This window comes from Scopulibacillus cellulosilyticus, assembly GCF_042665295.1.
Classification (GTDB): Bacteria; Bacillota; Bacilli; order Bacillales; family Sporolactobacillaceae; genus Scopulibacillus_A; species Scopulibacillus_A cellulosilyticus.
In genome coordinates, this window is sequence record NZ_JBHTCO010000045.1 from 16432 (window position 1) to 40641 (window position 24210).

Here is a 24210-nt window from a genome sequence, read left to right on the forward strand (position 1 = left end):
ATTTTGAATTTTAATAAAAATATACACAATTTGGTGCAATTCGTCAATATTTTTTTAATATACAGAAAAAGGCTATCTCTCATACTTTGAGAGACAGCCTTTTTCTTTTTATTAAAATATTTGTTTTTTTAACTGGAATTATTTCTAGCAACTCCATCCTAAATTCTAAAAATGACCGCGATCAACTGCTGCTTCGTCAACCAAACCGCGGAACAGGCCCAGAAATTGTTTGTGACTCCGCCATAAATTCTCGGGATGCCATTGTACGGCAAGGCAGAATGAATCTCCTGTGTGCTCTATCGCTTCAGCTAACCCTTCCTCATCCCAGGCAACAGCCGTCATATTGGGTGCGATATTTTTTACTGATTGGTGGTGAAAGGAGTTAACCCTGAGACGGTCTTGATCGCCTAGTAAACCATATAGTTGACTGCCGGGTTTGATATGTACTGTATGACTTAAATGATTTCTTGGTGCCCGCTGTGCATGTTGAATCGTTCCATTCCATTCATGCGCTAAATCTTGATAGATTGTACCTCCCAGCGCTATGTTAATCACTTGCATCCCCCGGCAGATACCAAGCACCGGCTTCCCTTGTGCGCGGACAGCTTTCAGCAGCTCAATATCAATCCAGTCCCGTTCCGGGATAACCGTTCCTAATCCAAGACGGGGTTCATCATCAAAAATAGAAGGATCTACATCTACACCCCCGCTTAACAATAATCCATCGATACAATTAGCGACCTCCTGAATATTGTCTATCGTATCCAGAAAAGGGATCACAAATGGGAGGCCGCCTGCTTCAGCAATGGCGTGAGCATAATCATCAGATAAATAAACACCTTGCAAAGGGTTTCCCGGTAAAGTCATTGGAAGTTTATGACGCATTCCGGTAACGCCGATTATCGGTTTCATCATTTATCATTCCTCTATCAAATTTTATTTTCAATCACTCTTAAACCATTGACTATGTTTCCATATAAATAAGTGATTTTCCTGCCATCAACGAAAACTTGCAGAGGATCAAGCTCACAGCTGCCAAAGCAACCAAAACAATAACCTGATATACATCCTTTAAGTTTTACGACGAGAAGCGGCGCCGCTTCCTTGACTAAGCTTAGGCTTATATATTTATTCTTCCTTAAGTTTGATTTGCTGTAATTCCTTTTTCATTTCTTCAGCTTGTATTTCAAGTTCATCTGCCATTTTACTTAACTGTTCCATGGATGCTGTTTGCTCTTCGATGGAAGCCGTTATCTCTTCAGTTCCCGCCGCGGTCTCTTGACTTATTGCGGTTATGTTTTCGATATTTTTCTTTACTTTATCATTTTGATCAATCATTTCATTAATTGAAGCGGTAATCTGATCAATGAGAGAACTGTTTTTCTCTATTGTCTGATGAATAATCTTAAACGCTTTTTCAGTGTTGTTCACCATTTCATATTGCTCTTCAATAATACGGCTCGTGTCACCCGCTAATGTTACTGTTTGGTTCGTGCCATCCTGAATTTGTTTTATTAACTTAGCCACTTGTTTTAACGCATCATCTGATTGTTCCGCAAGTTTATGAACTTCGTCCGCAACAACAGCGAATCCTCTGCCATGCTCGCCTGCTCTTGCTGCTTCAATTGCTGCATTAAGTGCGAGTAAATTGGTTTGGCTTGCGATCTCAGAAATAGTTTTAACAATATCACTAACGGCATCAGAGCGTTTATTCAGTTCAAAAATACTTTCAATAATTTCGGCTGTAATCCCTGTTGTCCGTTCCGATTGACTGCGGAGCATTTTAATAGCTTCGATTCCCCGATTCGAAGCATCATTCATTTCATCCGCTTCTTTTTGCATTTGTTCGCTTTGATTTTCAATCATTAACATTTTATCCGAAAGAATATTTGATGCTTTCATGTTTTCTTCCATAAGCTCTGACTGATTAAGGACGCCAGCAGAAATCTCTTCCATCGTTGTCGCAATATCGCTGGCAGCTGCCGTATGTTCCTCCGTACTGGAGGCTAATGTTTGCGACGCATCCGTTACCGCATTGGAAACATCGACGATTTTTTTCGTCGTTTGTTGATTGTTACGGATCATAAGATTAAAGCTATTCGCCAAATCTCCAATTTCATCATGGCGATTGATATTCGTCCGAACCGTAAAATCGCCGTCTTCAACCCTTTTCATAGCCTTTTGAAGTTGTCCAATGGGTTTGGTCATCCGCCGCGTGACAATATAAGAAATAAAGATTGCTATCATCAATACAATGATAAGCGTTATAGTACTCGGGAATATCAATCCCTTAGCCTTATCGGTAAATTCCTTTACAGGAATCGTACCTGCAACTTTCCAACCTGTTGTCTTATTCGTCACAAAGGCCATGACTTTGTCCTGTCCCTTAAAGGCATAATGAACAATGCCGCTGTTACCGGCTTTCTTCATTTTTTTATAATAATCTGTATGGGATGCATTTTTTCCAAGCAGGTCTTTATGCGGTGTCGCTAAATAATCACCGCTTTGATCAAATAATACAGCGTAACCATTCTTACCAATCTTTATATCCTTTACCTGGTTAACAAGAGTTTGTATCGACAGGTCAATAGAAAATACGCCTATTAACTTATTACCTTTATAAATGGCACGACCAACACTGATAACCGGTTGACCTGTTGCTTCATCCTTATACGGTTTTGTCCATGCAACCTTGCCTTTATTTTCTACAGCATTTTTATACCATGGCTGCTTTCGGGTATCATAATGAGGCGGAAACGTGTCCCCTGTTATATCATATATTTTTCCCTTTGCTTGATCTCCCATATAAGCATATAAAATGCTTTTATCTGATTTTACAAGGTCTTTAAATTCACTTAATATTAATGACTTATTTGATTTGTAGTTTTTCAGCTCGTTTTTATTTGAAAAGAGGTTAACCGTATTTTCAGCATTCTGGAAAAAGTAATTAAAACCATCATTGACACTGACCATTTTATCGAGCATTGAATCAGTAAGTTCTTTTTTTGTTAATTGGGCGCTGAATTCGTACCCTAAAAAGGAAATGACTAATCCGGATAATATGATCAATAAAAGAAAAGGAACGAGAATCTGACCTTGAATGCCTAATCTCCTTTTTTGCTTTTTAACGTGTGTCTTTTCAGATAATTGCGTTTCACTCATTTCATCCCCTACCTCGCATTCACTAAAATACCTTATAATTGAGTAAATCTATATTAAATATCGGCCAGTGAATAAGGGATGTTTATGAAATAACTGCAATTAAATATTCATCAAGGCTTTGAAAAAGCGGGAATTCAGCGGGGGGTATAAAAGGAATTCTAAGCCGTTTTTGCTTGAATCCCTTGAAACCATTTTTGAAGTAATGAAAAATATAATTTTAACCGTCCATAGATCTCGTTTGCCAGTGTTTCATCATAGGTCAGGCCTGTCAGATTACGGTCTACAACCATTTGCAAGGCTTGTCTATTTTCGGCCACATCAAATAAACCGACTTCAAAACATGAACGAACAACACCTTTAGGTGAAAAAACATTAAGGCCTTCCACCTCATATAACATGAGCCGCGCTGCCTTACAAACGGCATCAAAGGTAAATGCAAATCGGTGAATGGATGCATCCCTTTCAATAGCAGTCGGTTCATTAATCTCCATAACTTCTTCTAATGCAAGCAGCGCTTGCCTGGCCAGACTTACTCGTTCATATAACCTCTCCATATAATACCTTCCTTCTATATTTTTTTAAGATCTTGTCTTAAATATATGATCACTTTTTAAGAAATGAGAATCCAAATTATTCATTTATGTTGCTGCTGCTTATATTTTACTCGAAAAAATAAGAAAACGGCAATAATTATTTGAAAATAACAAAAATAAAAACCGTAATGATGGAAAAATTTAATTATCACATCTTTATAAATTAATGTAATAATTAAATTAGCAAAAAAATTAATTCAGGTGATGATCATGGATAAAAACATACATCCTTCAGAAGTAGAACTTGATGCCATTTTAAAGGCATCCAATGATAATATTGTGATAACCGATGGAGACGGACAAGTATTAAAAGCCAGTCCAAACTGTGAAGAAATTTATGGCTGCAGCCGGTCATATTTGATTGGGAAGTCAGTCTTTGAATTAGAAAAAGAAAAAGTCTTTACGCCATCAGTGTCTTTAAGAGTTTTAAAAGAGAAAAAAGAAGTACAGATCATGCAAAAAACACTGACGGGCAGGGTCGTCATGGCCACCGGTATTCCGGTTTTTGATGTCAATAAAAAAATCATCAGAATCATTAGTTTTTCCCATAACCTGACCGAGATTCAAAAATTGCGGGAAGACTACGAGCAGCTGCAAACAAAAATGAAACAGTATGAATTTAAAATAAAAGAATTGCAAGAGAAGCAGTTTGGCAATGAAAATATTATTATTAACAGTAAAAAAATGCAGAAAACATGGGATTTGGTTCATCGTGTCGCTAATTCAGACGCTACGGTCCTTTTGCTCGGTGAATCAGGCGTTGGAAAAACAGTTTTTGCGCATGCTCTGCATGATATGAGCGATCGAAAAAATGAAAGCTTTGTAGAAGTCAATTGCGGTGCCATTCCCCAAAACCTTTTTGAGTCAGAGATGTTCGGCTATGAAGCAGGGGCATTTACAGGGGCCAACAAAAAAGGAAAAAAAGGTATGATTGAACTCGCAAATAACGGGACTCTATTCCTGGATGAAATCGGTGAGCTTTCACTCGATATTCAAGTGAAATTGCTTCAAGTTTTACAAAGTAAAAAGGTAACGAGAATTGGCGGAAATGGCATGAAACAAGTGAACTTCCGTTTGGTGGCAGCCACCAATCAAAATCTGGAGAATCTTGTTATGGAGAAAAAATTCCGGCAGGACCTTTATTACCGTTTGAACGTTGTTCCGATTGCAATTCCTTCTTTGCGTGAAAGAAAAGAAGATATCTATAAACTTGTTCATCATTACGTTTTAAAATTCAATGAAAAATATCAATCTCATAAAGTTTTACATTCAGCAACAATTGATGCCCTTCTCAAATATGACTGGCCGGGTAATGTACGGGAGCTGGAAAATTTAATTGAAAGGCTCGTCATTACAAGCGATACGGATACCATCTATCCAAATAGCCTGCCATTTTATGAAACAAACGATGATAATCAGTATACAAATTGGACCGAATTGGAGAGGTTTGACAGCCAGCATTTAACTCTGCAAGAAGCTTTGCAAAAAGTTGAAAAAAGTTGGCTTGAGCGCGCCTACCGTCAATATAAATCAACCTATGAAATGGCTAAATATCTTGGATTAAGCCAACCGACAGTTGTTCGCCGTCTAAAAAAATATCATATTCATTAACTCATTTTGAATCATTTCATTCAAAATGAATTAAATCTCCCCTCCTCGATTCAATTTTGAATCAAGAATCGCCTTATTACACGTCTTTTACAATAAAAAAATGTTGGCATAATGTTTGCAATGTTTACTGTTGAAAGATATTTTTTAGGAGGCTGCAACGATGTATAAACCAAAAGATTCATCTAAATCGCCACGCTTTTGCGGAACACGGACTTTTATGAGATTAGAACAAGTGAGAACTACTGATAATGTCGACTTTGTTATTGCTGGTGTTCCTTTTGATACAGCTGCTTCGAATAGAACAGGTCAACGGTACGCCCCTCAGCATATCCGGGACTTTTCTGTACTGTTACGCCCTTATAATCCTGATCAGGATATCAATATTTTCGATTATTGCTCCGGTGTGGACTACGGGGACATCGACGTTATACCAGGCAATATCCATAGAACCTATGAAAACATTGTAAGCGAGCTCGATAAAATCCTTGAAAAATCCGTCACACCTATTTTAATGGGCGGGGATCATTCGATTACGCTTGGTCATTTGCGGGCATTCGCTAAAAAGTACGGCCCTGTAGCCCTTGTTCACTTTGATTCGCATGGTGATACTTGGGATAACTATTTCGGAGAGAAGTACATGCACGGCACGCCGTTCCGAAGAGCTGTTGAAGAGGGACTTCTTGATGTCGATCATTCCATTCAAGTTGGGATGCGAGGTCCTTTATACGGTCCGGAAGATATTCAGGAGCAGAGGGATCTTGGCTTTAAAGTGATTACAATGAAGGAAGTTCGAAAGCTCGGTTATGAAAATGTTATGAAACAAATTCATGAAAGAGTCGGTGATAAACCGGTATTTGTTTCTTATGACATTGACTTTCTTGACCCGGCCTATGCTCCTGGTACGGGAACGCCTGAAGTTGGCGGTCCGACAAGCTATGAAGGTCTAGAATATGCCAGAGGATTAGACGGTTTGAACCTTGTCGGGTTTGATTTAGTTGAGGTCCTTCCTTCTTATGACAGCGGTGAAATAACCGCCATAGCTGCATCGTCTATTATATTTGAAATGATCACATTAGTAGCCTTAAAGAAACGCCGGGAACAAGAAAAAGATATCAAAACAAATAAAGAAAACTTGCCGATTGGCAAGCATTAAAAAGGCGAAGACAGAGGCCTAGTACTCCAGAGCACAAGTTTCGCTAACTCACTGCGTTCGAAGTCTCTCTTTGTTGCGTTTATACTATCAACCTTATCTTGGTAACTGCGCCGAACCGGCATCTATGTTGCCAAGATATACTTTCTGATAGTATGAAAAATTAATTAAGCACAAAGAACCTTTTCGATTGGTATCTTAACGATACCAATCGAAGAATAAGTATGCCCTCTTTGAAAGTATCTGATATTTGGGCAAATTTGTTTTTGATTTAACTTGGTGAGATTTTATTCATCGAATAAAAGGAGTCATTTATTATGAAAAAGGTAAATATCGCATTGGCACAACTCATTTGTGAAGACGGGAAGGTTGAAAACAATCTTAATCGTTTGGATAATGTCGTTGATAAATATGGTCATTCTCATGATCTCATTTTATTTCCTGAAGCATTTATTGCGGGATTTCCTTCTTCAGAGGCTTGCCGCACATTAGCCGAGCCATTAAATGGTCCTATTGTTAAACATTTAGAACGTAAAGCGAGAGAAGCTAATACCTCAATTGTTGTTGGTTTATATGAAAAAGACGGAGAAAACATTTATAACACAACTGTTCTGGTAGGACCGGCAGGATTGCTGCTCTCTTATCGCAAAACCCATTTGTGGGTAGACGAAGCTGACGCAGTTAAAGCCGGAAATTGTTTTCGGAGCTGCAGCTGGCAAGACACAAAAGTCGGACTGCTCATTTGCTACGATATAGAATTTCCGGAAACAGCACGTGCAGTTGCCAGTATGGGAACAGAGATATTGTTGGTGACAGATGGAAATATGGATGGTCCGGTACACCGTGTTGCCATTCAAGCAAGAGCCCAAGAGAATCAAATATTTGTCGCGATGGCAAATAGACTTGGACAGATAGAGGACACTACGTTCGTTGGAGAGAGCGTTGTTGTTGATCCATATGGCCGGATCATTGCTGAAGCGGGGCATGAAGAAGAGGTGTTATCAGCATCGATAGATTTGTCGCTTGTTCAGGAGAGCAGACAGCATTATCACTATCTGAAGGATCGCAGAGTGCTAATTCATACTCCTTCAAAGGAAATTGGTAAGGAAGTTTGGGAGATTAAAATCTAAATAAGCCAGAATAAAAAACTAATTCTGAGATAAAAACTGTAAAAGTATGGGCATGGAGGAATGGGTATGAATAATAAAAAATCACCATCTCTTAAACGGTCCCTTTCTTTAAAATATGTCGTATTTTTTGGTTTAACCTTTATGGCTCCTACAACTTTGTATTCAACATATGGCGTAGCTGTTCATGAAACGAACGGGATGATTTCATCTGCTTATATCGTTGCTCTAGTCGTTATGTTATTCACAGCCTTTAGTTATGCACAAATGGTAAAGGCATTTCCAAATGCGGGTGCTGCCTATACGTTTACACAAAAATCACTAAGTCCGCACATGGGTTTTCTCGTTGGTTGGACAATATTACTGGATTATGTGTTCAGTCCAATGATCAGCTCTTTATTTTTAGGAATAGCAATGAAGGCATATTTTCCTTCGATTCCTATGTACATTGGGATTATTCTTTTTATCATTACGATTACCGTCATAAATATACTTGGCATAACTGTAGCAGCTAAGTTTAATACAGCCATCCTGCTTCTTCAATTTGGGACGTTCACACTCTTCACTGTCTTTTCAATTAAGGGGCTTCTCAATGGTCAAGGTGCAGCTACACTTTTTTCTGCACTGCCGTTTTTGGATTCAAATGTAAAAATGTCAAATTTCATATCTGTGATCCCTGTTTTATGCTTCTCCTTTTTAGGATTTGATGCGGTAACAACCCTTTCTGAAGAAACGAAAAACCCTCGAAGGACATTACCAAGGGCTATATATCTTATTACAATGATTGGCGGGGCATTATATATTATCGGTTCGTATTTTTTACAGCTTGACTGGCCAAACTACCAATCTTTTAAAGAACCTGATTCTGCATATATGGAAATAGCAAAGTATATCGGAGGTAACTTTTTGACAAGTTATGTTCTTGCCGAAGGAACCATGACCTGTATTGCATCAGCTATTGCATCGGGGGCCAGTGCTTCACGTATTTTATATGCCATGGGAAGAGAAAATGTATTGCCGAAAAAAATCTTTGGCTATCTGTCTCCGAAATTCCGTACGCCGGTCATCAATATTTTAATTATTGGTGCCGTTGCATTATGCGCCCTTTTCTTAAATCTGGATACAGCCGTATCTTTTATTAACTTTGGAGCGTTGTTTGCCTTTTTCTTTGTGAATCTTTCGGTTATTTCTTACTTCTATATCCGAAAGAAGCAAAGGTCCATGACTGGGACAATCAAATATTTTGTTATTCCATTAATAGGTGCCCTGCTTGTAGGATTATTTTGGGTAAAGCTTGACATTCATTCACTTATACTTGGAGGGGTTTGGCTTGGATTGGGATTTTTGTACCTTTTAAACCTTACAAAAATGTTTAGACAAGCTCCTCCTGAATTTAGCATTGAAGAAACTCATTGAAAAAAAGTTAATAAAAATAAAGAAAGATTTGATTGATAATGAGTCAACAAATGACTGGAGGTGTCTGATATTTTAACAGATTTTGATTTCGTCATTATTTTTGCTTATTTTGCGGTACTCATTGGCGTGGGTGTGTTTAGTTCCAGAAGAATTAAGAGCAAGTCAGACTTTCTAGTGGCCGGGAAAAGGCTTGGATACGGCCTTTACGTCCCTGCTATGTCCGCTGTCGTTCTCGGTGGTGCTTCTACATTCGGAAGTACAGCGTTAGGCTACCAATACGGTATTTCCGGTATGTGGTTAGTTGGCATGATCGGACTGGGAATTTTAGGAATGGGCATATTCTTTTCAAAAAAGCTCAGTGATTTAAATGTTTTTAGTGTCAGCGAATTATTAGCTACACGGTTTGGAAAAAGCAGCCGTCTATATAGCGCGCTGATCATGGCCGTTTACGATATGATGGTCGCTGTCGTTGCCATTATCGCAATGGGAGAAATGTTTTCATCAATGTTCCATTGGAATAAAGTGATTTCAATCATCATTGGCGGCGCTATCGTCATATTTTACACAATGCTGGGCGGCATGTGGGCAGTCACATTAACGGATGTTATCCAATTCTGGGTGATGACCATTGGACTCTTGCTGATCTTATTGCCTCTGAGCATTTTTCACGCAGGCGGCATTGAAAGCGCTGTCCATCATCTCAAACCAGGTGCTCTTGATGTGACAAGGATTGGCGGCAAAGCGGTTTTCTCATATTTCTTACTGTACTTCTTTGGCATGATGATCGGTCAAGACGTTTGGCAGCGGGCTTTCACAAGCAAAAACAAATCTGTCATGAGAAATGGGACAGTTATGGCCGGTCTGTATTGCATTATTTACGGCATTGCCGGAGCTGTTATCGGTATGATGGCAAGTCTTTTGCTCCCGCACTTGCATGATCCGCAAAAAGCCCTCCCTGATCTTATTTTAAATATTTTACCGACAGGGCTGATAGGGTTAGTGATTGCCGCTATCGCCTCGGCTATTATGTCAACAGCTTCAGGAACGATCATGGCCTCGTCTACGATCATCGTCAACGATTTTATTTTGCCATTCAGAAAATCAAAAACAGGTGATTTAAAAGAAGTTAAATTAGTTCGTTTAATGAACTTAATCGTTGGTGCCGTTGCTATTTTAATAGCTGCTGCATTGCAAAATGTTGTCGATGCCTTAAACGTTGCTTATGCCTTATTAACAGGCAGTATCCTTCTCCCGGTAATTGCTGCTCTATTTTGGAAAAGTGTTTCTAAAAAGGTCATTATGGCTTCTATGGTTATTAGTTCTTTGATCGTTGTTTTAGATTTAATTATTGAAGGTATCTCATCTTTAAATCCTATTATTTATGGATTAATCTCAGGAATAATTGTGATGATTATAGGCGTGCTTTTCGTTAAAAAAGATGTTAAAGAGGATGCCATTCAAGAAGCTAATGTCCAGGATAAAAAAATAATGTAAAAGGTCAAAAAGCAGCCGTTGATGATAAAATCAACGGCTTGTTTTTTGCTTAATTATGCTATAACCTTTTCATCTTTAACAACGGCTTCCCCGTCAACGCTAAGCTCCGGTTTTAATACAACACAGTCAATATGAACGCCCGCTTCAACCGTTCCTCCGAAAGTAATATTTGTGCCAAAGGCAACATGAATCGTTCCATAGACTTTTTCATCTTCTAAAATGTTGCCGGTGACTCGTGCAGCAGGGTTTGTGCCGATGCCAAGTTCTCCGACAGAACGGCCAAGACCTGATCCAAGCATCTCAAGCAGCTTTTTACCCTCTTCCCCGGTCGCATCTTCAAGACGGCCATCCTTAACCGTAAGCAATACCGGTTCAGAAAGCTTGCCGATACCAGAAATAGATCCGTTAATCAAGATTTGACCATTCGTTGTTCCCTCTACAGGGGCCAGATAGCTTTCTCCGGAAGGCAGGTTTCCGGATTCGCCCGGGTTTTGGAAGATCCCTGTGCTGTCAATGCTTTTCCTTCCGTCAATACTTAATTCCAGTTGATATTCTTTATTTTCGCCGGTGAGTATCGTTACAGATTTACCCGGATTAAGCTTTTCAGAAACGGTTTGGCATAAGTGTTTAACTTCTGCATAATCGGCTGTTAAAGCGCCTTCTGTTAACATATCCATCGTCACGCCCGGCATTGTTGCTACTCTTGCGCCGCGTTTAGATGCCTCTTTTCTTGCATTCGTATGAGTCAGTGAATGCTCAGTGATACAAAGAACAATATCAGCATGCTTCATGGCTTCTGAAACAAGTACCGGCGGTTCTTCACCTGACTTTGTCCGCGGCGCCATCACTAGCAGCTGTGCTTCACTTGCAAGTGCTTGTCCCGCTTCAAAGAAAACTTGGGCAATGTCTGTTCTCGTTGTATCCGTTACAACAAGCACAGTTTCTTGTGATTGAAGGTTAAGATTTGTTTTTAATAACTGTTTCGCAATTTCAACTAATTCTTGAAAGTTTTCCATGGATAAACCCCTTTCAAAGATCTTTTTATAATATTCCTTTTGACGGGAAAAAGCATGAAAGACATCCCTTTCATGCTTAAAATAATCAAAATAATCACCCGGCGGCCAGTTCTCCCGCTACCTTGGCCACAATGCTGCGGGATAAGATGACCGGCACCCCGCTTACTTTGCGGACAAGTGATTGATGGTCAAAAGTATAGCCCATGCAATCCAGCACAATAAGGTCGGCTTGTTGTTCCCTTAGTTCCTTGGCTGCTTCGGAAAAATCAGCCGGTTCATACGGCGAGGCTGAAGCAAATTTGATATCTAAGCCGGATCCTCCCCATTTCTCTTTTGTTAGATCTAACTGTTCCGCTAACGGCATAATAATTCCTAATGTTCCTTTTTGCAAAACTGCTTGGACAACAGATGCTAACACCTTATCAGGAAACAACAACGGTTTTTCATGTTGAAATGGCGGAAAGCTTCCTGTACAAGCCAAGATTGTAGAAGAAACGCCAGCTGCCTCTAATTGTTTAATTTTATCTTGAAGCTTTGGAAGCAAGGCTTGTTTTGAAAGCTTAATGGAACCGCCGTCCTTAAGACGGGAGACATAGGTTAAGTCCCCGGGAACAGGCGCAAGTTCCTTAAGCTCTTCACCAGACATCCCGTCAATCGCTCCCATTTCAACCAGTTCAATTTGTTCTCCCAAAAACATTTTCATTTCAGGAGTCATATCGACCCGCGGAGACTGTCCAATTGTTAATAAGCCGACTTTCTGTTTCATATTATTCTTCCTTACCTTTTGTTTGCAAAACGTTCATTGGTCCATATAAAGATAAAAGTCTTTCAAATTCTTGTTCATCATAGAACTTTGTGATGCCAGCTGTAAATTCTTTAGCAACCTCTACTGAATAACGTGCCGCATCAGCAATATCAACTTCATGGCTTGCACCTGTGCCGCAGCCGGGAACGATAGATTCAGAGGTAATGGCAAGCCCAACGACTGGTGCATCCGTTGCAACCGCAGGCTGTAAAATGCTGTTAATATGGTAAACATCATTTCCATAAGGTGTAATATCCTGCATGGTAACCGGGAAAGTCGCCGGCAGTTTGCCTGTCGTCATTTCCATGATGCGAAGCAAATCATCATTGACCCTTAAAATATACCCTTCTTTAACAGTTGGCGAAATGGCGATGCCTTTATGGTTGATGACGCGATTGCCTTTTGTTGTATCAATAGATAAAATAGCTTCCATTTCTGAATAAACTTCGTTTTGGTTCATTGTTAAAATATCTACCGGCGATCCCATAAATTCTACAGGTTCATGAGGGATAGTAGGAGCGGTCGGGCAAATATGCGTTGAGACAATGACATCCCCTTTTAAACGGTCGCCTCTTTGGCTGCTTTCTGCCAATTTAATCGCTGCAGCCAATGCCGCCGCTGCGCCGTCGCCGTCAGATACCATGCCGATACGCTTTGGACGGGCACCGACACCTCCCAAACGGCCGACAATGCCAAAGGTTGGTGCATCTCCGCCATTGCTTTTCCCTTCGGTACCGGAGATGACAATTTTCACGAAATCTGTTGAGCCTTTTTCACCTTCTACTGTCTTAGAGGTTGCTTCAACATGAGGATAATCAGAAAAAAGTGCAATAATTTTTTCACCTGTTGCATTAGCATCATCCAGCAAATCTATTACAGTTAATGTTTGTTTTAATGTCATGATAATCTCTCCTTTAATATTATAACAAAGTTAGATGCAGACAGACGTGCTACAATGACACGACTTTCTTTTCAATAATAGGTTCAATGGCTTTGAGAAGCTTTGAATTTTTCATTGTCGTACTTAGTAATAAATGTTCTTTTGGCACATGAATAACAGTCAGATGCTGCCCTTTCTGAACTTCAGCGGTCACCACCGGTTTTCCTGTTCTTGTATCTAATGTCATAATCAAGTCCGGGAATGTGCCTAACCTTTCCTCGTCTTTTTCTGCCGTCATATATTCATTCCAAAACGATAGTTCATAATCTGATAATCGGACCGTGCCTACATCAAATCCGCCCTTTGTTTCTAAGCGGGCATCTGTCACCTCTTCAGACGTTAATATACGCCCGTTTAATTTGGAAACAACCTCTTGAATGATCGACTCCCCGCTTGCATGAGAAAGATAAGACCGGCCGATTTCAATCGCCTGTTGAATCGCTCCCGGTGCCCCGTTTTCTTTGACATGTCCTACAGAGACAGGGTTACGGGCAACAGCAACGACGCCGCCGGCTTGAATGGAGAGATAGCGAACAACCGAGGATACTTTATCAAGGTTTCCTGAAACAACACTTTCTACATAGCGATCGCCTTTTCCGCCAACAGCAGCTTGATGAGACACATAGTCATCTAATTCTGTTAGATTCAAAGAACCCATTGTTCCGGTTGGATGAGCACGGCCGTTGCAAGGCGCATCAACGACCGTAAGCCCCGTCAATGCCGATTGAATCCATCCGTTGATTGTCGTTCCCCCGCCGTTTTCATTTGTAATAATACCGGCAATGTTCCCGCCTGCTTTTTCCGACAACAACTGAATGGCTCGAACATAATGACTTGGTTTTACGTACTGATCTTTGGCGGCAGGTGCACCGACAAGAGCAACAGAAACAACGATGTCTTCATCATTAAGCTCACCTGCAGCAACTAACTTAGGATCGCCTAATTCCAATGCCAAACGGCCGTTTTCTAACCCTTCAGAAATCCAGCCGCCGCCTCCGCCGCCTAATACAGCGCCGCCGTAGACAGCCGCTTTTACCGTCTCTTGATCTAAAGAAATAACGTTCATATCGAATCTCCTCTCCTACTTTATGCGTGCCTGAAAAATAGAACTGAAAAAGCTGTATAGTGCATCCCCTGCGATAAATCCCGCTGCTGTTGTATACATGACGGATTCTGCTTCTTTCCCTTTCCATTTCAAAATGAATACGCGAATCAGAATACCGGCTATAACAGCCCAACCAGCTAATGGATTAACAATTAATAATCCAGTTGCAAACATAATGCCTAATTGACGTTTCGGACCGCCGATAAGTTGGATCAATGCGCCAGGAATTGCCCAAAGCAGCAGTTGAAGTCCGACACCGCCGGAAAGACCCGCTTTAATTGTTGTTGCATAGACGCGGTCTACAGGCGGCACTAAATTTTGGCTGAAAAAGTTATGATGAAAAAGAGCAACCATAATAATAGCGACAATAAACCCGATAAAGCCGGCTTTTAATTGTAACTTACGCCCTTTCAGTTCAAGGGCAATTTGACTGCGGTCGCGAATAAGGAAACCGCTTTTAAAATCGTAACCTAAATCGGCAAAGGCCGGTCCCGTTGCGGATGTATAACCGACTAAGAGCGCCAGCGCCAGCGGCGGAAAGCCGATAAGCATGCCGATGATTAAGGAAATTAAGCTGACCGCAAATGCTGGAAACCATCCCGAATGCATGGCCGCAATCCCAACGATGACTTCATGAGCCAATCCGGCTAAAGCAGCGAAAAGCATAAACAAAATCAATTGAGGGACTGACATGGAACTAAAGAGACCGCCGAATAATGCGGTAAGTAAAATTCCGACGAAAAACGCTAAAAAGCCGAAACTAAAAGCTTTTTTAACATCTTGATCGGTACGGGTTGACGTTTGTTTATCAGCTTGTAAAGCTGCCGCAGCTTCTTCATTGGCAGGGTTCTTTTTATGTTTAAATAGTGTGGCAATAAATTGGATTAATGCTATTAACCCCGCACCGATCATCATGCCGTGCGGTATATAATGCGCATCAAGATTGACACCAAACAACGGTTTAGCGTATCCCTCAAGTAACAAACCGGCGCCAAACATCGTCAGCGCCCAAATATTGCCGATAAATGCAACCCCGAGAGCGGACATTGGAATGCCTATCCATGAGCCAATAAGTCCGGCAAGAATGCCGATACCTAAAAATCCGGCCCGCTTTCCGCCTTCGTCACCTGCTTTTAGAGATTCCGCTGTTGCAATTCCAGGCGGCCAAGCCTCCTCAGCAGGAAACAGTTTGGAATCAAAAACCTTATACAAAATAAGTGCATCGACAATTAATGCAAATGCCGAACCAATAAACATCGGTAAAATCAAATCAGTACGTCCCATGGCAAACGGAATGCCAATAGGGATTAACAGACTGTTTGCAGCACCAAACGTTGCAGAAGAAATCGATGTCTGTACAAGGTTTTGCGTTTCAAGTGACTTGTACCGATAAAACATACTGATTGGGATGCGGGCAACAACCATTGCAACTAAGGCGCCGATAATAGACGTATTTGGCGTAATCCCCAGTGTTGTGACAATTTGCATACCAATAATTGCACCAAAAACGGATACAATAATACAAAAAATGATGAATGACAGATTAAAGGTTTTACCTGTTTTTGTATTCATTTAAGTCCCTCCTTTCGGCATTAAAGAAAAATTTATACTATAGTTTATAATTATTCGACAACTTCAGATTCAAATATATGACCGTTTTTTTTGAATTCTGTGTCGTTTTTTGTAAATTATAAATTCTTTTATTAAACTTCGCTATACGCAAAATGGTCAAACATTTTTTAATTCATTTGAACATTTTGGACGAAAATGCAAAAAAAAATTGGATAGAAGTTTTTCTATCCATCATTTTTAGTATCTATCTTTTTCATATATATTATTTTTAAGGCTACTTGAAGTTGGAGGCGAACCTCACTATCATCAAGATCCATCTGAATCAGCTTTTGTATTTTACCCAGCCGGTATTTAAGTGTACTCCTGTGAACAAAAAGTTCTTCCGATGTTTTTGTTATATTTCCGTTAGTGTGTAAATAGGCTTTTAATGTTTTAATAAGCTCTGACTGATGATTGTTATGGTCATAATCAAGTAAAGGTTCCAACAAACTTTTCACGTACTCCGCTGTTTCCCTATCATCTTTTAATTTAAAAAGGACACGGTAGATGCCTAGTTGATCAAAATGAGTAATTTGACCTTTCCCCCATACTTCTTCACCAATTTTTAATGCTAATTGAGCTTCGTCATAAGACTTATAAATATCTAAAAAATGAGAACGCCCCCGGCTGATACCAACTGAAAAGCCGTATTGAAACTTATGATTAACGCGTTCAATAATATTTCGGCTAACTTCCCCAATCTGACTATCAAAATCTTTTTTTGTTGGAAACGAACAAAGAATACATATGTCATGTTTTTTTAAAAAAACAATTGTTTGGTCAACAAGCGGAGACACCATAGCATGTACTTGTTGGAGTATGGCCTTTTCATCAACTCCAGGTTCATTATTTGAAGAATGATCTAAAGAGCAGTCTTTATAATTGATCATCATAAGTCCAAAAACTCGATCCAGATCAATATCAAGTTTTTTCGCTTGGTTTTCCATTTGCTCGAAGGTCATATTTCTCTTAATCAAATCATCCATAAATTTTTGTTCTAACTTATTGACATCTGAACGTTCTTGATACATTTGCTCATTCAACGGTGTTAAAATATCGACATAGGCTACCTCATTCGGAATCGTAATCAGCGGCATATTATATTGATCCGCAAGCCTGTACATTTCTTCGGGAATTTCTTCTAAAAAACGAGGCTTTAATACCAACCCGGCCCCGTTATGATTAATTAATGTTTGAAGCACGTCAATTTGCGCCTTTTTATTATCTTTAAAGGCATAAAACGTTGATATCACTAACAATCCCTCTGTCAAAAAATGGGGTGTATCGGGAACTTCTAAAACAGTGACAGATTTGATCGGACGGTTCAAGCCTCCCTTACCCGCTACTATCGTCCCTTTCCTTAACCCGCTAACCGACATAGCCTTCCGAATATCCATACTTTCACCAACTTCCAAAAATGAAAACTTGGCTTGTGCCAAAGATTTAAGGGGCATATAAATTGCTCCTGAGTTGCCAGAGCGTACTTTTTCATTTTATATAAAATCAGTATGGATATAAAGTTTAACAACTATAACAGGGTCTGCCCAAACGGAGGCAGGCCCTTCATTAAATCCATCTTAAATCTAAAGTTTCAATGAGCCGAAAAGCACAAATATCCTTTTTACTTCGCAAACTCCCCAAGCTTATGAACCACATGGCAAGTACATTTAATTCCATCTAAAAAGTTTTCTATCCCAATGTTTTCGTTAGGAGAATGGTTGGCTTCATCGGAGTTTGCATATGGCACAACAACGGATGGCACATTCAAAATTTGTGTCCACACATAGTCAGGCAGGCTGCCGCCAAGACTTGGCTGCAAAATAGGATCCTTTTGATAGGACTCTTGAACAGCTTCTTTTATGACCCCGACAACTTCAAGGTCTGCCGGTGTTCTTGAAGGCTTCATGGCCCCCAGCTTCTTAACTTCAATATCCGGGGCAACCTTTTTAACATGTGCTAATATTTTCTGATAAATATCATCCGGGTCTTGATCAACAACGAGCCGCGTGTCAATTTTCACCTTTGCAGCAGAAGGGATAATTGTTTTGGCGCCTTCTCCGGCATAGCCGCTTGAAAAGCCCGCAATATTAAATGTCGGCTCCATCGTTAATTTATGATAATACGTCTCTCCATCCATATCTAATTCTTTCAAACCAATATTTTCGGCAATTTTCTTTCGATCAAATGGCAGTTCCCTTAATAATTGTTTTTCGCTGTCCGTAGGTTTTTTTATATGATCATAAAAGCCTTCAATTAATACCCGGCCATTTTCGTCACGCATTGTTCGAAGCAAATCTATTAACTTCCAAGCCGGGTTCGGCGCAATATTCCCTTTATTCCCGGAATGATTGTCCCAATCTGCACCTTTTGCCGACAATTCAACATACAGCATTCCCCGGACGCCAAGCAAGACAAAAGGACAACCGCTGTCATGCATCGGCCCGTCAGACGTATAAACAAGATCCGCTTTTAACAGCTGTTTATTTTTCTCAACAAAAGATGCGAGATTTTCACTTCCGCTTTCTTCTTCCCCTTCAATAACAAATTTAATGTTAATCGGCAATTCGCCGAATACATCTTTATAGGTTTTAATAGCTAAAAGTTGAGCCATCATCTGGCCCTTGTTATCCCCTGCACCCCGGCAATAAATTTTCCCGTCTCTTACCGTTGGCTTAAAAGGAGGAGAAAGCCATTCATCAATGGGTTCAGGCGGCTGGACATCGTAATGACCATATATCAGCAAAGTAAAAGCCTCTGGGTCCTTAATAATCTCTCCGTAAACAACAGGATGGCCATTTGTTTCAAGAATCATCGTATTAATCCCAATGCTTTTCATGATGTTTTCTAACAATTTTGCGCACTCTTCAATGCCTTCATTTTGAGCGCTGATACTTTTTTGTCTTAACATAGTAAACAAAGTTTCTAAATATTGATCCTTCCGTTCTTCAATAACGTTAGAAATCTCAGCCAATGTCATATAATCACCTTTTCAAATAGAAAGTGTTTATTGATTAATGTTAATTATCCTACAATTATACATGAATTTAATCAACTCAAATACTTAAGATCTTAAAGATTTCTCTACAGGTCTTGATAGATTTAATATTTAAGCCCATACTAAATTTTAACGATTTTTATTATTATGGAGGCATAACATGGAACAAACGAAGCGAAAAATTATTATTGATTGTGACCCCGGTCACGATGATGCTATAGCTATTTTACTTGCAGCCGGAAGTCCGAATATCGATTTACGGGCAATTACAACCGTTGCCGGGAACGCTGAAGTTGAAAAAACGGCTATCAATGCATTGAAAGTTTGTGAAATCGCAGGTCTTAAAGACATTCCCGTCGCCCGCGGCGCTGCCGGTCCGCTGACTAGAAAAAGAGAGACAGCCCCTTCGATTCATGGTGAATCCGGTATGGAAGGCCCGTCTCTTCCAATACCCCGCCAAACATTGGTCAAAGATCATGCCGTAGACGTCATCATAGAGGAATTGCTTTCATCAAAAGGAGATATCACACTTGTACCAGTTGGACCATTAACTAACATTGCCTTAGCCATGCGAAAAGAACCGCTCATTATTCCCAAGATAAAAGAAATCGTCTTAATGGGCGGAGGCATGTCAGGCAACTGGACACCGGCTGCTGAGTTTAATATTTTCGTTGATCCTGAAGCGGCAAACATTGTTTTTGAAAGCGGCGTACCTATCACAATGGCAGGACTTGAACTGACACACCAAGCCGTAACCACGCCTGAAATTATTGAACAAATTCAAGCCATTTCAAATCCCGTCTCTGAATTTGTTGTAGAATTGCTCCAATATTTTTCAAAAACATATAAAGATGAGTTTGGTTTTTCCGGTGCCCCAATTCATGATGCCTGTGCAGTCGCCTATTGCATCGATCCAACTGTATTTACAACAAAAAAACTTCGGGTTGATATTGAAACAAAAGGTGAGTTTACATCCGGAATGACTGTTATTGACATAAACGGGGTAACCGGACGGGAACCCAATGTTAATGTGGCAATGGAGCTCGATAAGGAAAAATTTTGGAACATGTTAATCAATGCCTTAAAACATTATTCACAGGCAATATAAAGGATGGCGAATATGCCATCCTTTATATTGCTCAACTTCTAATATCAAAATCCCCTTTATTAACCCTTTTTGCCTTCCTTATTAACCGATTAACAATAAAAGCTGCTATTAACCCTAATAAAATACCAAACAAATCAAAGGTAAAAACATCTATTAAGTGCCCGGTTCTGCCTGGTATAAACGATTGGTGCCATTCATCGGATAAAGCATAAAGCAAGGAAAGCAGGAAACCGGTCATGTAAGCTATTTTACGAGATATTCTCGTTATAAGAAATACACATACCAATAAAAAGGTTAACGCTGCGTATTCAGAAATATGCCCCAGTTTTCTAATGCAAAACTCAATAAAGTCATAAGGTTGACCCGTTGTTACCAATTCTCCGTCATATCTGAACGAAAATTGAGGCAAACTATCCTTGGATAGACTGATATGTTCTCTTAAAAACGGCTTTATGTCTTGCTTTTTGTATGGTGTATTGGACGCTTGGAACATGACAGCCATCATCGCGATAATTATTACAAGTAAAATAATAAAAGCTCTTTTATTTCGAGTCATGAAACACTCCTAATGGCATTCAATTTTTTTATATTAATTATGGACCTTTTATCAAATCACTTCAACTTTAAGTTCTAAAAGATTCTTTATTTTTTACAGCGTCTGGATATATCAATGAATGACGCTAAGAATAATGAAAAGATATTTTAGAATGTTTAAAAATAAAACTTTTGTGATATAGAAAGTTGGGACACTATGACTAAAACTAAGGATGGTGATTATCATGATGAAAGCGACAAAATTTCGTTGGGTTATTATTCTTCTTTTATTTATTGTGACGGTGATTAATTATGTTGACCGTTCAGCCATTTCCTTTGCCATTCCCAAAATTTCAACGCTCTTTCATCTGAATTCGGGCCAAGCCGGACTCATTCTCGGTGCGTTTGGCATTGGTTACATGATCATGTCATTTTTCGGCGGGATATTAGCGGATCGTGTCGGAGCACGTTACACCTTGTTTTTTATGTCGATATTATGGGCAATTGCCATTGGTCTTACAGGGTTGGCTGTTGGGTTTGTGATGGTATATTTCATGAGAATTCTACTCGGGTTGGCAGAAGGACCGAACTTTCCATCGATGAATAGAGCGGTTAGCGACTGGTTATCAAAAGATGAACGGGCTATCGCCTTGTCTAACTCACTTGTCGCTGTACCAATCGCTAATGCTATCGGAGCTGTTATTGTTTCCGGATTAATTTCCCTTGTCGATTGGCGTTGGACGTTTATTATTCTTGCCATTGCGGGATTAATTTGGACGCCGCTGTGGATTATCTTCTTCCGTGACCGCCCGGAACAAAGCAAATTTGTCAATGAGGCCGAACTTCGGCATATTCATTCAGGGTTGGATAATGAAAAAGGGGATCACGAAGAACCCGCAAGCAATAAAAAGGAAGTCCAAGGATTATGGAAGTTTTTATTTACAAATCCGACTTTACTCGCCAATGATTGGGCTTTCTTTGTATTTGGTTATTATGTATTCTTTTTTATGACCTGGCTGCCAAGTTATTTGGAAAAAGTGTACGGTTTAAAATTAACATCTATCGGATTATTTAGTGTTATTCCGTGGGTGCTTGCGGCGATCTTCTTATATGCGCTTGGCTACATATCTGATGCAATCTTAAAGAAAACAGGCAGCTTGCGGAAGTCCCGTTCCCATCCGATTTGGATTACACAGTTATTAGCAGCCATTTGTATCCTTCCGGTAATATTTACGCATAGCTTAACCGTATCACTGATTTTCATTTCATTAGCGGTTGCCTTTGGTATGGGATCCAACTCAACATTTTACGCCATCAATGTTGACGTTGCCCAAGAACGTTCCGGAACAGCGCTTGGCGTCATGGATACATTCTTTGCGATTGCAGGTATTATTGCCCCGACAATAACAGGCTGGATTGTACAAACAACAGGCAATTTCACTAATGCCTTTTGGCTGCTGGCAATTTTAGCATTAACATCTGTTTTGGCAGTATTGTTCTTTCACAATCCCGACAAATCGAAACATCTCTCAGATATGGGGTCAGACCCCAAATAATTGTGGATGGCGTGGATAATGTGGATAAGTTTTAATCTCTTTGGTGATTTAATAAGCCTTTATTCACAATTAAAAATGGTAAAGCAAACAACCGGTCGCTCTGAAAAGCAACCAGTTGTTATATAACAGCATAAAAATATGTTCACCTTAATTGTGTTATTTTTTTCAAATTAACGTAATTAAGGTGCTTTTTCATTTATAAATAACGTATGAATCTTAAATTAAAGAAACTGAAAAATCTATTGAGGTGTTTAAAATGACCCAAGAGATTAATATTAATCAAATTGAATTTCTTGACGAACTGTTTAATGAATGGAGCGGATTTTTCCTAAAATACAAAATGGCATTAACTGAATTAAAAAGTGATTTCGAAATTATTGATTTGGAATGGCGAGGGAAATATGGGTATTCTCCGATTGAACATTTAAAAACAAGAATGAAAAAGCCCAGATCATTAATTAAAAAAGTTGAAGAACGACAAATTCCGTTAACACTCAAATCTATCGAGGAAAGCATTAAAGATATTGCCGGTGTCAGAATTGTAACAAGCTTTATCGATGATATATATATGCTGAAGGAGCATATTGAAAATCGCGAAGATATTCGTGTTATAAAGGTCAAGGATTATATCAATCATCCGAAGGAAAGCGGCTATAAGAGCCTGCATATCATTGTGGAAACAGAGGTTATTTTATCAAATGAGATACTCTGGGTTCCTGTTGAAATTCAGATCCGCTCATTATCAATGGACTTTTGGGCTTCAACAGAACATAAGCTTAATTACAAATACCAAGGCAAACATGTGCCGGAATCTGCAAAAAAGCGGCTAGTCGATTTATCTAACGCTGCTTTCTTATTAGATCAGAAGATGTCTGACCTTAGAAATCAATTACTAACAAATGCTCCACTGCTTTTAGATTCATCGCTTTAGTTTCTGTAATAATAGACTATCAATCAAAACAACAGCCCCTGAACACGGGGCTGTTGTTTTATCCACATTATCCACATTTTTTTGGGGTCAGACCCTTATTTTATTACCTTTAAATCAATTGGAATGAACTTTGGAAGCTTTTTACCATCAATGGCTTTGGCGGTTGCATCTATAGCCTCCTTACCAATAACCTTAGGTTCCTGGGCAATAGTGGCAGTCATTTTACCGTCTTTTACAGCTTTAATGCCATCATCCGTACCATCGAATCCGATAACAGGCACATTTTGAATATTGGCTTCTTTGAGTGCGACGATTGCTCCTAATGCCATTTCGTCATTTTGGGCGAAGACTGCATCAATATTCGGATTGCTTTGGATAATATTTTCCATGACTGACAAGCCTTTATTACGGTCAAAATCTGCCGGCTGCCTGGTTACCGTAATACCCTTTGCTTTTTTTATTTCATCGTCAAAACCTTTTCCGCGTTCGTTTGTTGCCGATTGCCCCGGAATACCTTGCAGTTCTACAATATGCCCTTTACCTTTGAGTTGATCAGTAATCATTTTCGCCGCTATTTGTCCGCCTTTCACATTGTCTGAAGCAATGTGGGTGACAACCTTGCCGCCATTCGCTTTACGGTCAACAGTAATGACAGGGATATGAGCATCATTTGCCGATTGAATGGCACCGACAACCGCATCTGAATCTGTTGGATTAACAATTAACATATCGACATGTTTTTGAATAAGGTCTTCAATATCGTTTGCCTGTTTGGCTGAGTCATCTTGAGCGCTTTCTGTTATTAACTGATAGCCTTTGGCTTTCGCTTCTTTTTGAGCACCTTCTTTTAAACTGACAAAGAACGGGTTATTCAAGGTAGAAATGGATAAGCCAATCTTCAATTTATCAGTTGATGTTTTTTTATGAGAACTAGCCGCTCCCGGCGGTTCTAAAGAAATTAAAGAACAACCTGATAACAAAAATGTACATAACAATCCAAACACAAGAATTTTGAGCCCTTTCTTCATACCGAAATCCACCTGCCCCTTCTATTTT

Annotated in this window: 20 protein-coding genes; 8 read left to right on the forward strand and 12 right to left on the reverse strand. The window is 39.6% G+C overall.

Translation table 11 applies throughout. The features are described 5' to 3' along the window. Window positions 1–165 precede the first annotated feature (165 nt). The 3 genes from ACFQRG_RS21220 to ACFQRG_RS21230 form a co-directional block, all read right to left on the reverse strand. Window positions 166–915, reverse strand: coding sequence for a gamma-glutamyl-gamma-aminobutyrate hydrolase family protein (locus ACFQRG_RS21220; RefSeq protein WP_380970008.1), 750 nt, complete (start codon window positions 913–915; stop codon window positions 166–168). Between the two features lie 213 nt (window positions 916–1128). Further along, window positions 1129–3162, reverse strand: a complete 2034-nt coding sequence (locus tag ACFQRG_RS21225; RefSeq protein WP_380970010.1) for a methyl-accepting chemotaxis protein — start codon at window positions 3160–3162, stop codon at window positions 1129–1131. 158 nt (window positions 3163–3320) lie between these two features. Next, window positions 3321–3716, reverse strand: coding sequence for a nucleotidyltransferase substrate binding protein (locus ACFQRG_RS21230; RefSeq protein ID WP_380970012.1), 396 nt, complete (start codon window positions 3714–3716; stop codon window positions 3321–3323). 249 nt (window positions 3717–3965) lie between these two features. Here ACFQRG_RS21230 and ACFQRG_RS21235 point away from each other — a divergent pair, with 249 nt between their 5' ends. The 5 genes from ACFQRG_RS21235 (at window position 3966) to ACFQRG_RS21255 (ending at window position 10553) form a co-directional block, all read left to right on the forward strand. Beyond that, window positions 3966–5366, forward strand: a complete 1401-nt coding sequence (locus ACFQRG_RS21235; protein WP_380970014.1) for a sigma-54 interaction domain-containing protein — start codon at window positions 3966–3968, stop codon at window positions 5364–5366. A 160-nt stretch (window positions 5367–5526) separates the two neighbouring features. Next, the gene (speB, locus tag ACFQRG_RS21240) at window positions 5527–6519 is read left to right on the forward strand and encodes an agmatinase (RefSeq protein WP_380970016.1); all 993 of its coding nucleotides are present in this window, start codon (window positions 5527–5529) and stop codon (window positions 6517–6519) included. A gap of 314 nt (window positions 6520–6833) precedes the next feature. Continuing rightward, complete coding sequence (locus ACFQRG_RS21245; protein WP_380970018.1) at window positions 6834–7646, forward strand: carbon-nitrogen hydrolase family protein; 813 nt, start codon at window positions 6834–6836, stop codon at window positions 7644–7646. A gap of 66 nt (window positions 7647–7712) precedes the next feature. Next, complete coding sequence (locus tag ACFQRG_RS21250) at window positions 7713–9059, forward strand: APC family permease (protein WP_380970021.1); 1347 nt, start codon at window positions 7713–7715, stop codon at window positions 9057–9059. 60 nt (window positions 9060–9119) lie between these two features. Continuing rightward, window positions 9120–10553: a sodium:solute symporter family transporter gene (locus ACFQRG_RS21255; RefSeq protein ID WP_380970023.1), complete on the forward strand. Its 1434-nt coding sequence runs from the start codon at window positions 9120–9122 to the stop codon at window positions 10551–10553. A gap of 53 nt (window positions 10554–10606) precedes the next feature. Here ACFQRG_RS21255 and ACFQRG_RS21260 read toward each other — a convergent pair whose 3' ends face one another. The 7 genes from ACFQRG_RS21260 to ACFQRG_RS21290 form a co-directional block, all read right to left on the reverse strand. Further along, entirely contained in the window at window positions 10607–11569 is a 963-nt protein-coding gene (locus ACFQRG_RS21260) for an aminopeptidase (protein ID WP_380970025.1), read from the reverse strand. Window positions 11570–11663: 94 nt separating this feature from the next. Beyond that, a complete protein-coding gene (locus ACFQRG_RS21265; RefSeq protein WP_380970027.1) occupies window positions 11664–12335 on the reverse strand; it encodes an AroM family protein in 672 nt (223 codons plus the stop codon). 1 nt (window position 12336) lies between these two features. After that, the gene (locus ACFQRG_RS21270) at window positions 12337–13275 is read right to left on the reverse strand and encodes a DUF1177 domain-containing protein (protein WP_380970030.1); all 939 of its coding nucleotides are present in this window, start codon (window positions 13273–13275) and stop codon (window positions 12337–12339) included. Window positions 13276–13324: 49 nt separating this feature from the next. Then, complete coding sequence (locus ACFQRG_RS21275) at window positions 13325–14380, reverse strand: DUF917 domain-containing protein (protein WP_380970033.1); 1056 nt, start codon at window positions 14378–14380, stop codon at window positions 13325–13327. Window positions 14381–14395: 15 nt separating this feature from the next. Further along, window positions 14396–15991 (reverse strand): OPT/YSL family transporter, encoded by a 1596-nt coding sequence (locus tag ACFQRG_RS21280; RefSeq protein WP_380970035.1) that lies wholly within the window; start codon window positions 15989–15991, stop codon window positions 14396–14398. 224 nt (window positions 15992–16215) lie between these two features. Then, entirely contained in the window at window positions 16216–17484 is a 1269-nt protein-coding gene (locus ACFQRG_RS21285) for a PucR family transcriptional regulator (protein WP_380970038.1), read from the reverse strand. Between the two features lie 167 nt (window positions 17485–17651). Further along, window positions 17652–19007 carry a M20/M25/M40 family metallo-hydrolase gene (locus ACFQRG_RS21290; protein WP_380970041.1) on the reverse strand — a complete coding sequence of 452 codons (1356 nt, stop codon included), beginning with the start codon at window positions 19005–19007 and terminating at the stop codon, window positions 17652–17654. 178 nt (window positions 19008–19185) lie between these two features. Here ACFQRG_RS21290 and ACFQRG_RS21295 point away from each other — a divergent pair, with 178 nt between their 5' ends. Next, on the forward strand, window positions 19186–20133 hold the full coding sequence (locus tag ACFQRG_RS21295; RefSeq protein ID WP_380970044.1) for a nucleoside hydrolase: 948 nt from the start codon (window positions 19186–19188) through the stop codon (window positions 20131–20133). A gap of 31 nt (window positions 20134–20164) precedes the next feature. Here ACFQRG_RS21295 and ACFQRG_RS21300 read toward each other — a convergent pair whose 3' ends face one another. Next, entirely contained in the window at window positions 20165–20689 is a 525-nt protein-coding gene (locus ACFQRG_RS21300; RefSeq protein ID WP_380970047.1) for a VanZ family protein, read from the reverse strand. A 223-nt stretch (window positions 20690–20912) separates the two neighbouring features. Here ACFQRG_RS21300 and ACFQRG_RS21305 point away from each other — a divergent pair, with 223 nt between their 5' ends. Continuing rightward, window positions 20913–22223 (forward strand): MFS transporter, encoded by a 1311-nt coding sequence (locus ACFQRG_RS21305; RefSeq protein ID WP_380970050.1) that lies wholly within the window; start codon window positions 20913–20915, stop codon window positions 22221–22223. Between the two features lie 256 nt (window positions 22224–22479). Next, a complete protein-coding gene (locus tag ACFQRG_RS21310) occupies window positions 22480–23154 on the forward strand; it encodes a GTP pyrophosphokinase (protein ID WP_380970053.1) in 675 nt (224 codons plus the stop codon). A gap of 95 nt (window positions 23155–23249) precedes the next feature. Here the strand turns inward: ACFQRG_RS21310 and rbsB are convergent, their stop codons facing one another. Further along, entirely contained in the window at window positions 23250–24182 is a 933-nt protein-coding gene (rbsB, locus tag ACFQRG_RS21315; protein WP_380970055.1) for a ribose ABC transporter substrate-binding protein RbsB, read from the reverse strand. Between the last annotated feature and the right edge of the window lie 28 nt (window positions 24183–24210).

Excerpts from the sequence above, each read along its gene's own strand:
- ACFQRG_RS21300 (WP_380970047.1), bottom strand. The coding sequence starts at position 20,689 with ATGACTCGAAATAAAAGAGCTTTTATTATTTTACTTGTAATAATTATC.
- ACFQRG_RS21265 (WP_380970027.1), bottom strand. The coding sequence starts at position 12,335 with ATGAAACAGAAAGTCGGCTTATTAACAATTGGACAGTCTCCGCGGGTC.
- ACFQRG_RS21220 (WP_380970008.1), bottom strand. The coding sequence starts at position 915 with ATGATGAAACCGATAATCGGCGTTACCGGAATGCGTCATAAACTTCCA.
- rbsB (WP_380970055.1), bottom strand. The coding sequence starts at position 24,182 with ATGAAGAAAGGGCTCAAAATTCTTGTGTTTGGATTGTTATGTACATTT.
- speB (WP_380970016.1), top strand. The coding sequence starts at position 5,527 with ATGTATAAACCAAAAGATTCATCTAAATCGCCACGCTTTTGCGGAACA.
- ACFQRG_RS21310 (WP_380970053.1), top strand. The coding sequence starts at position 22,480 with ATGACCCAAGAGATTAATATTAATCAAATTGAATTTCTTGACGAACTG.
- ACFQRG_RS21225 (WP_380970010.1), bottom strand. The coding sequence starts at position 3,162 with ATGAGTGAAACGCAATTATCTGAAAAGACACACGTTAAAAAGCAAAAA.
- ACFQRG_RS21275 (WP_380970033.1), bottom strand. The coding sequence starts at position 14,380 with ATGAACGTTATTTCTTTAGATCAAGAGACGGTAAAAGCGGCTGTCTAC.
- ACFQRG_RS21235 (WP_380970014.1), top strand. The coding sequence starts at position 3,966 with ATGGATAAAAACATACATCCTTCAGAAGTAGAACTTGATGCCATTTTA.
- ACFQRG_RS21230 (WP_380970012.1), bottom strand. The coding sequence starts at position 3,716 with ATGGAGAGGTTATATGAACGAGTAAGTCTGGCCAGGCAAGCGCTGCTT.
- ACFQRG_RS21285 (WP_380970038.1), bottom strand. The coding sequence starts at position 17,484 with ATGCCCCTTAAATCTTTGGCACAAGCCAAGTTTTCATTTTTGGAAGTT.
- ACFQRG_RS21305 (WP_380970050.1), top strand. The coding sequence starts at position 20,913 with ATGATGAAAGCGACAAAATTTCGTTGGGTTATTATTCTTCTTTTATTT.
- ACFQRG_RS21270 (WP_380970030.1), bottom strand. The coding sequence starts at position 13,275 with ATGACATTAAAACAAACATTAACTGTAATAGATTTGCTGGATGATGCT.
- ACFQRG_RS21260 (WP_380970025.1), bottom strand. The coding sequence starts at position 11,569 with ATGGAAAACTTTCAAGAATTAGTTGAAATTGCGAAACAGTTATTAAAA.
- ACFQRG_RS21295 (WP_380970044.1), top strand. The coding sequence starts at position 19,186 with ATGGAACAAACGAAGCGAAAAATTATTATTGATTGTGACCCCGGTCAC.
- ACFQRG_RS21280 (WP_380970035.1), bottom strand. The coding sequence starts at position 15,991 with ATGAATACAAAAACAGGTAAAACCTTTAATCTGTCATTCATCATTTTT.
- ACFQRG_RS21245 (WP_380970018.1), top strand. The coding sequence starts at position 6,834 with ATGAAAAAGGTAAATATCGCATTGGCACAACTCATTTGTGAAGACGGG.
- ACFQRG_RS21290 (WP_380970041.1), bottom strand. The coding sequence starts at position 19,007 with ATGACATTGGCTGAGATTTCTAACGTTATTGAAGAACGGAAGGATCAA.
- ACFQRG_RS21250 (WP_380970021.1), top strand. The coding sequence starts at position 7,713 with ATGAATAATAAAAAATCACCATCTCTTAAACGGTCCCTTTCTTTAAAA.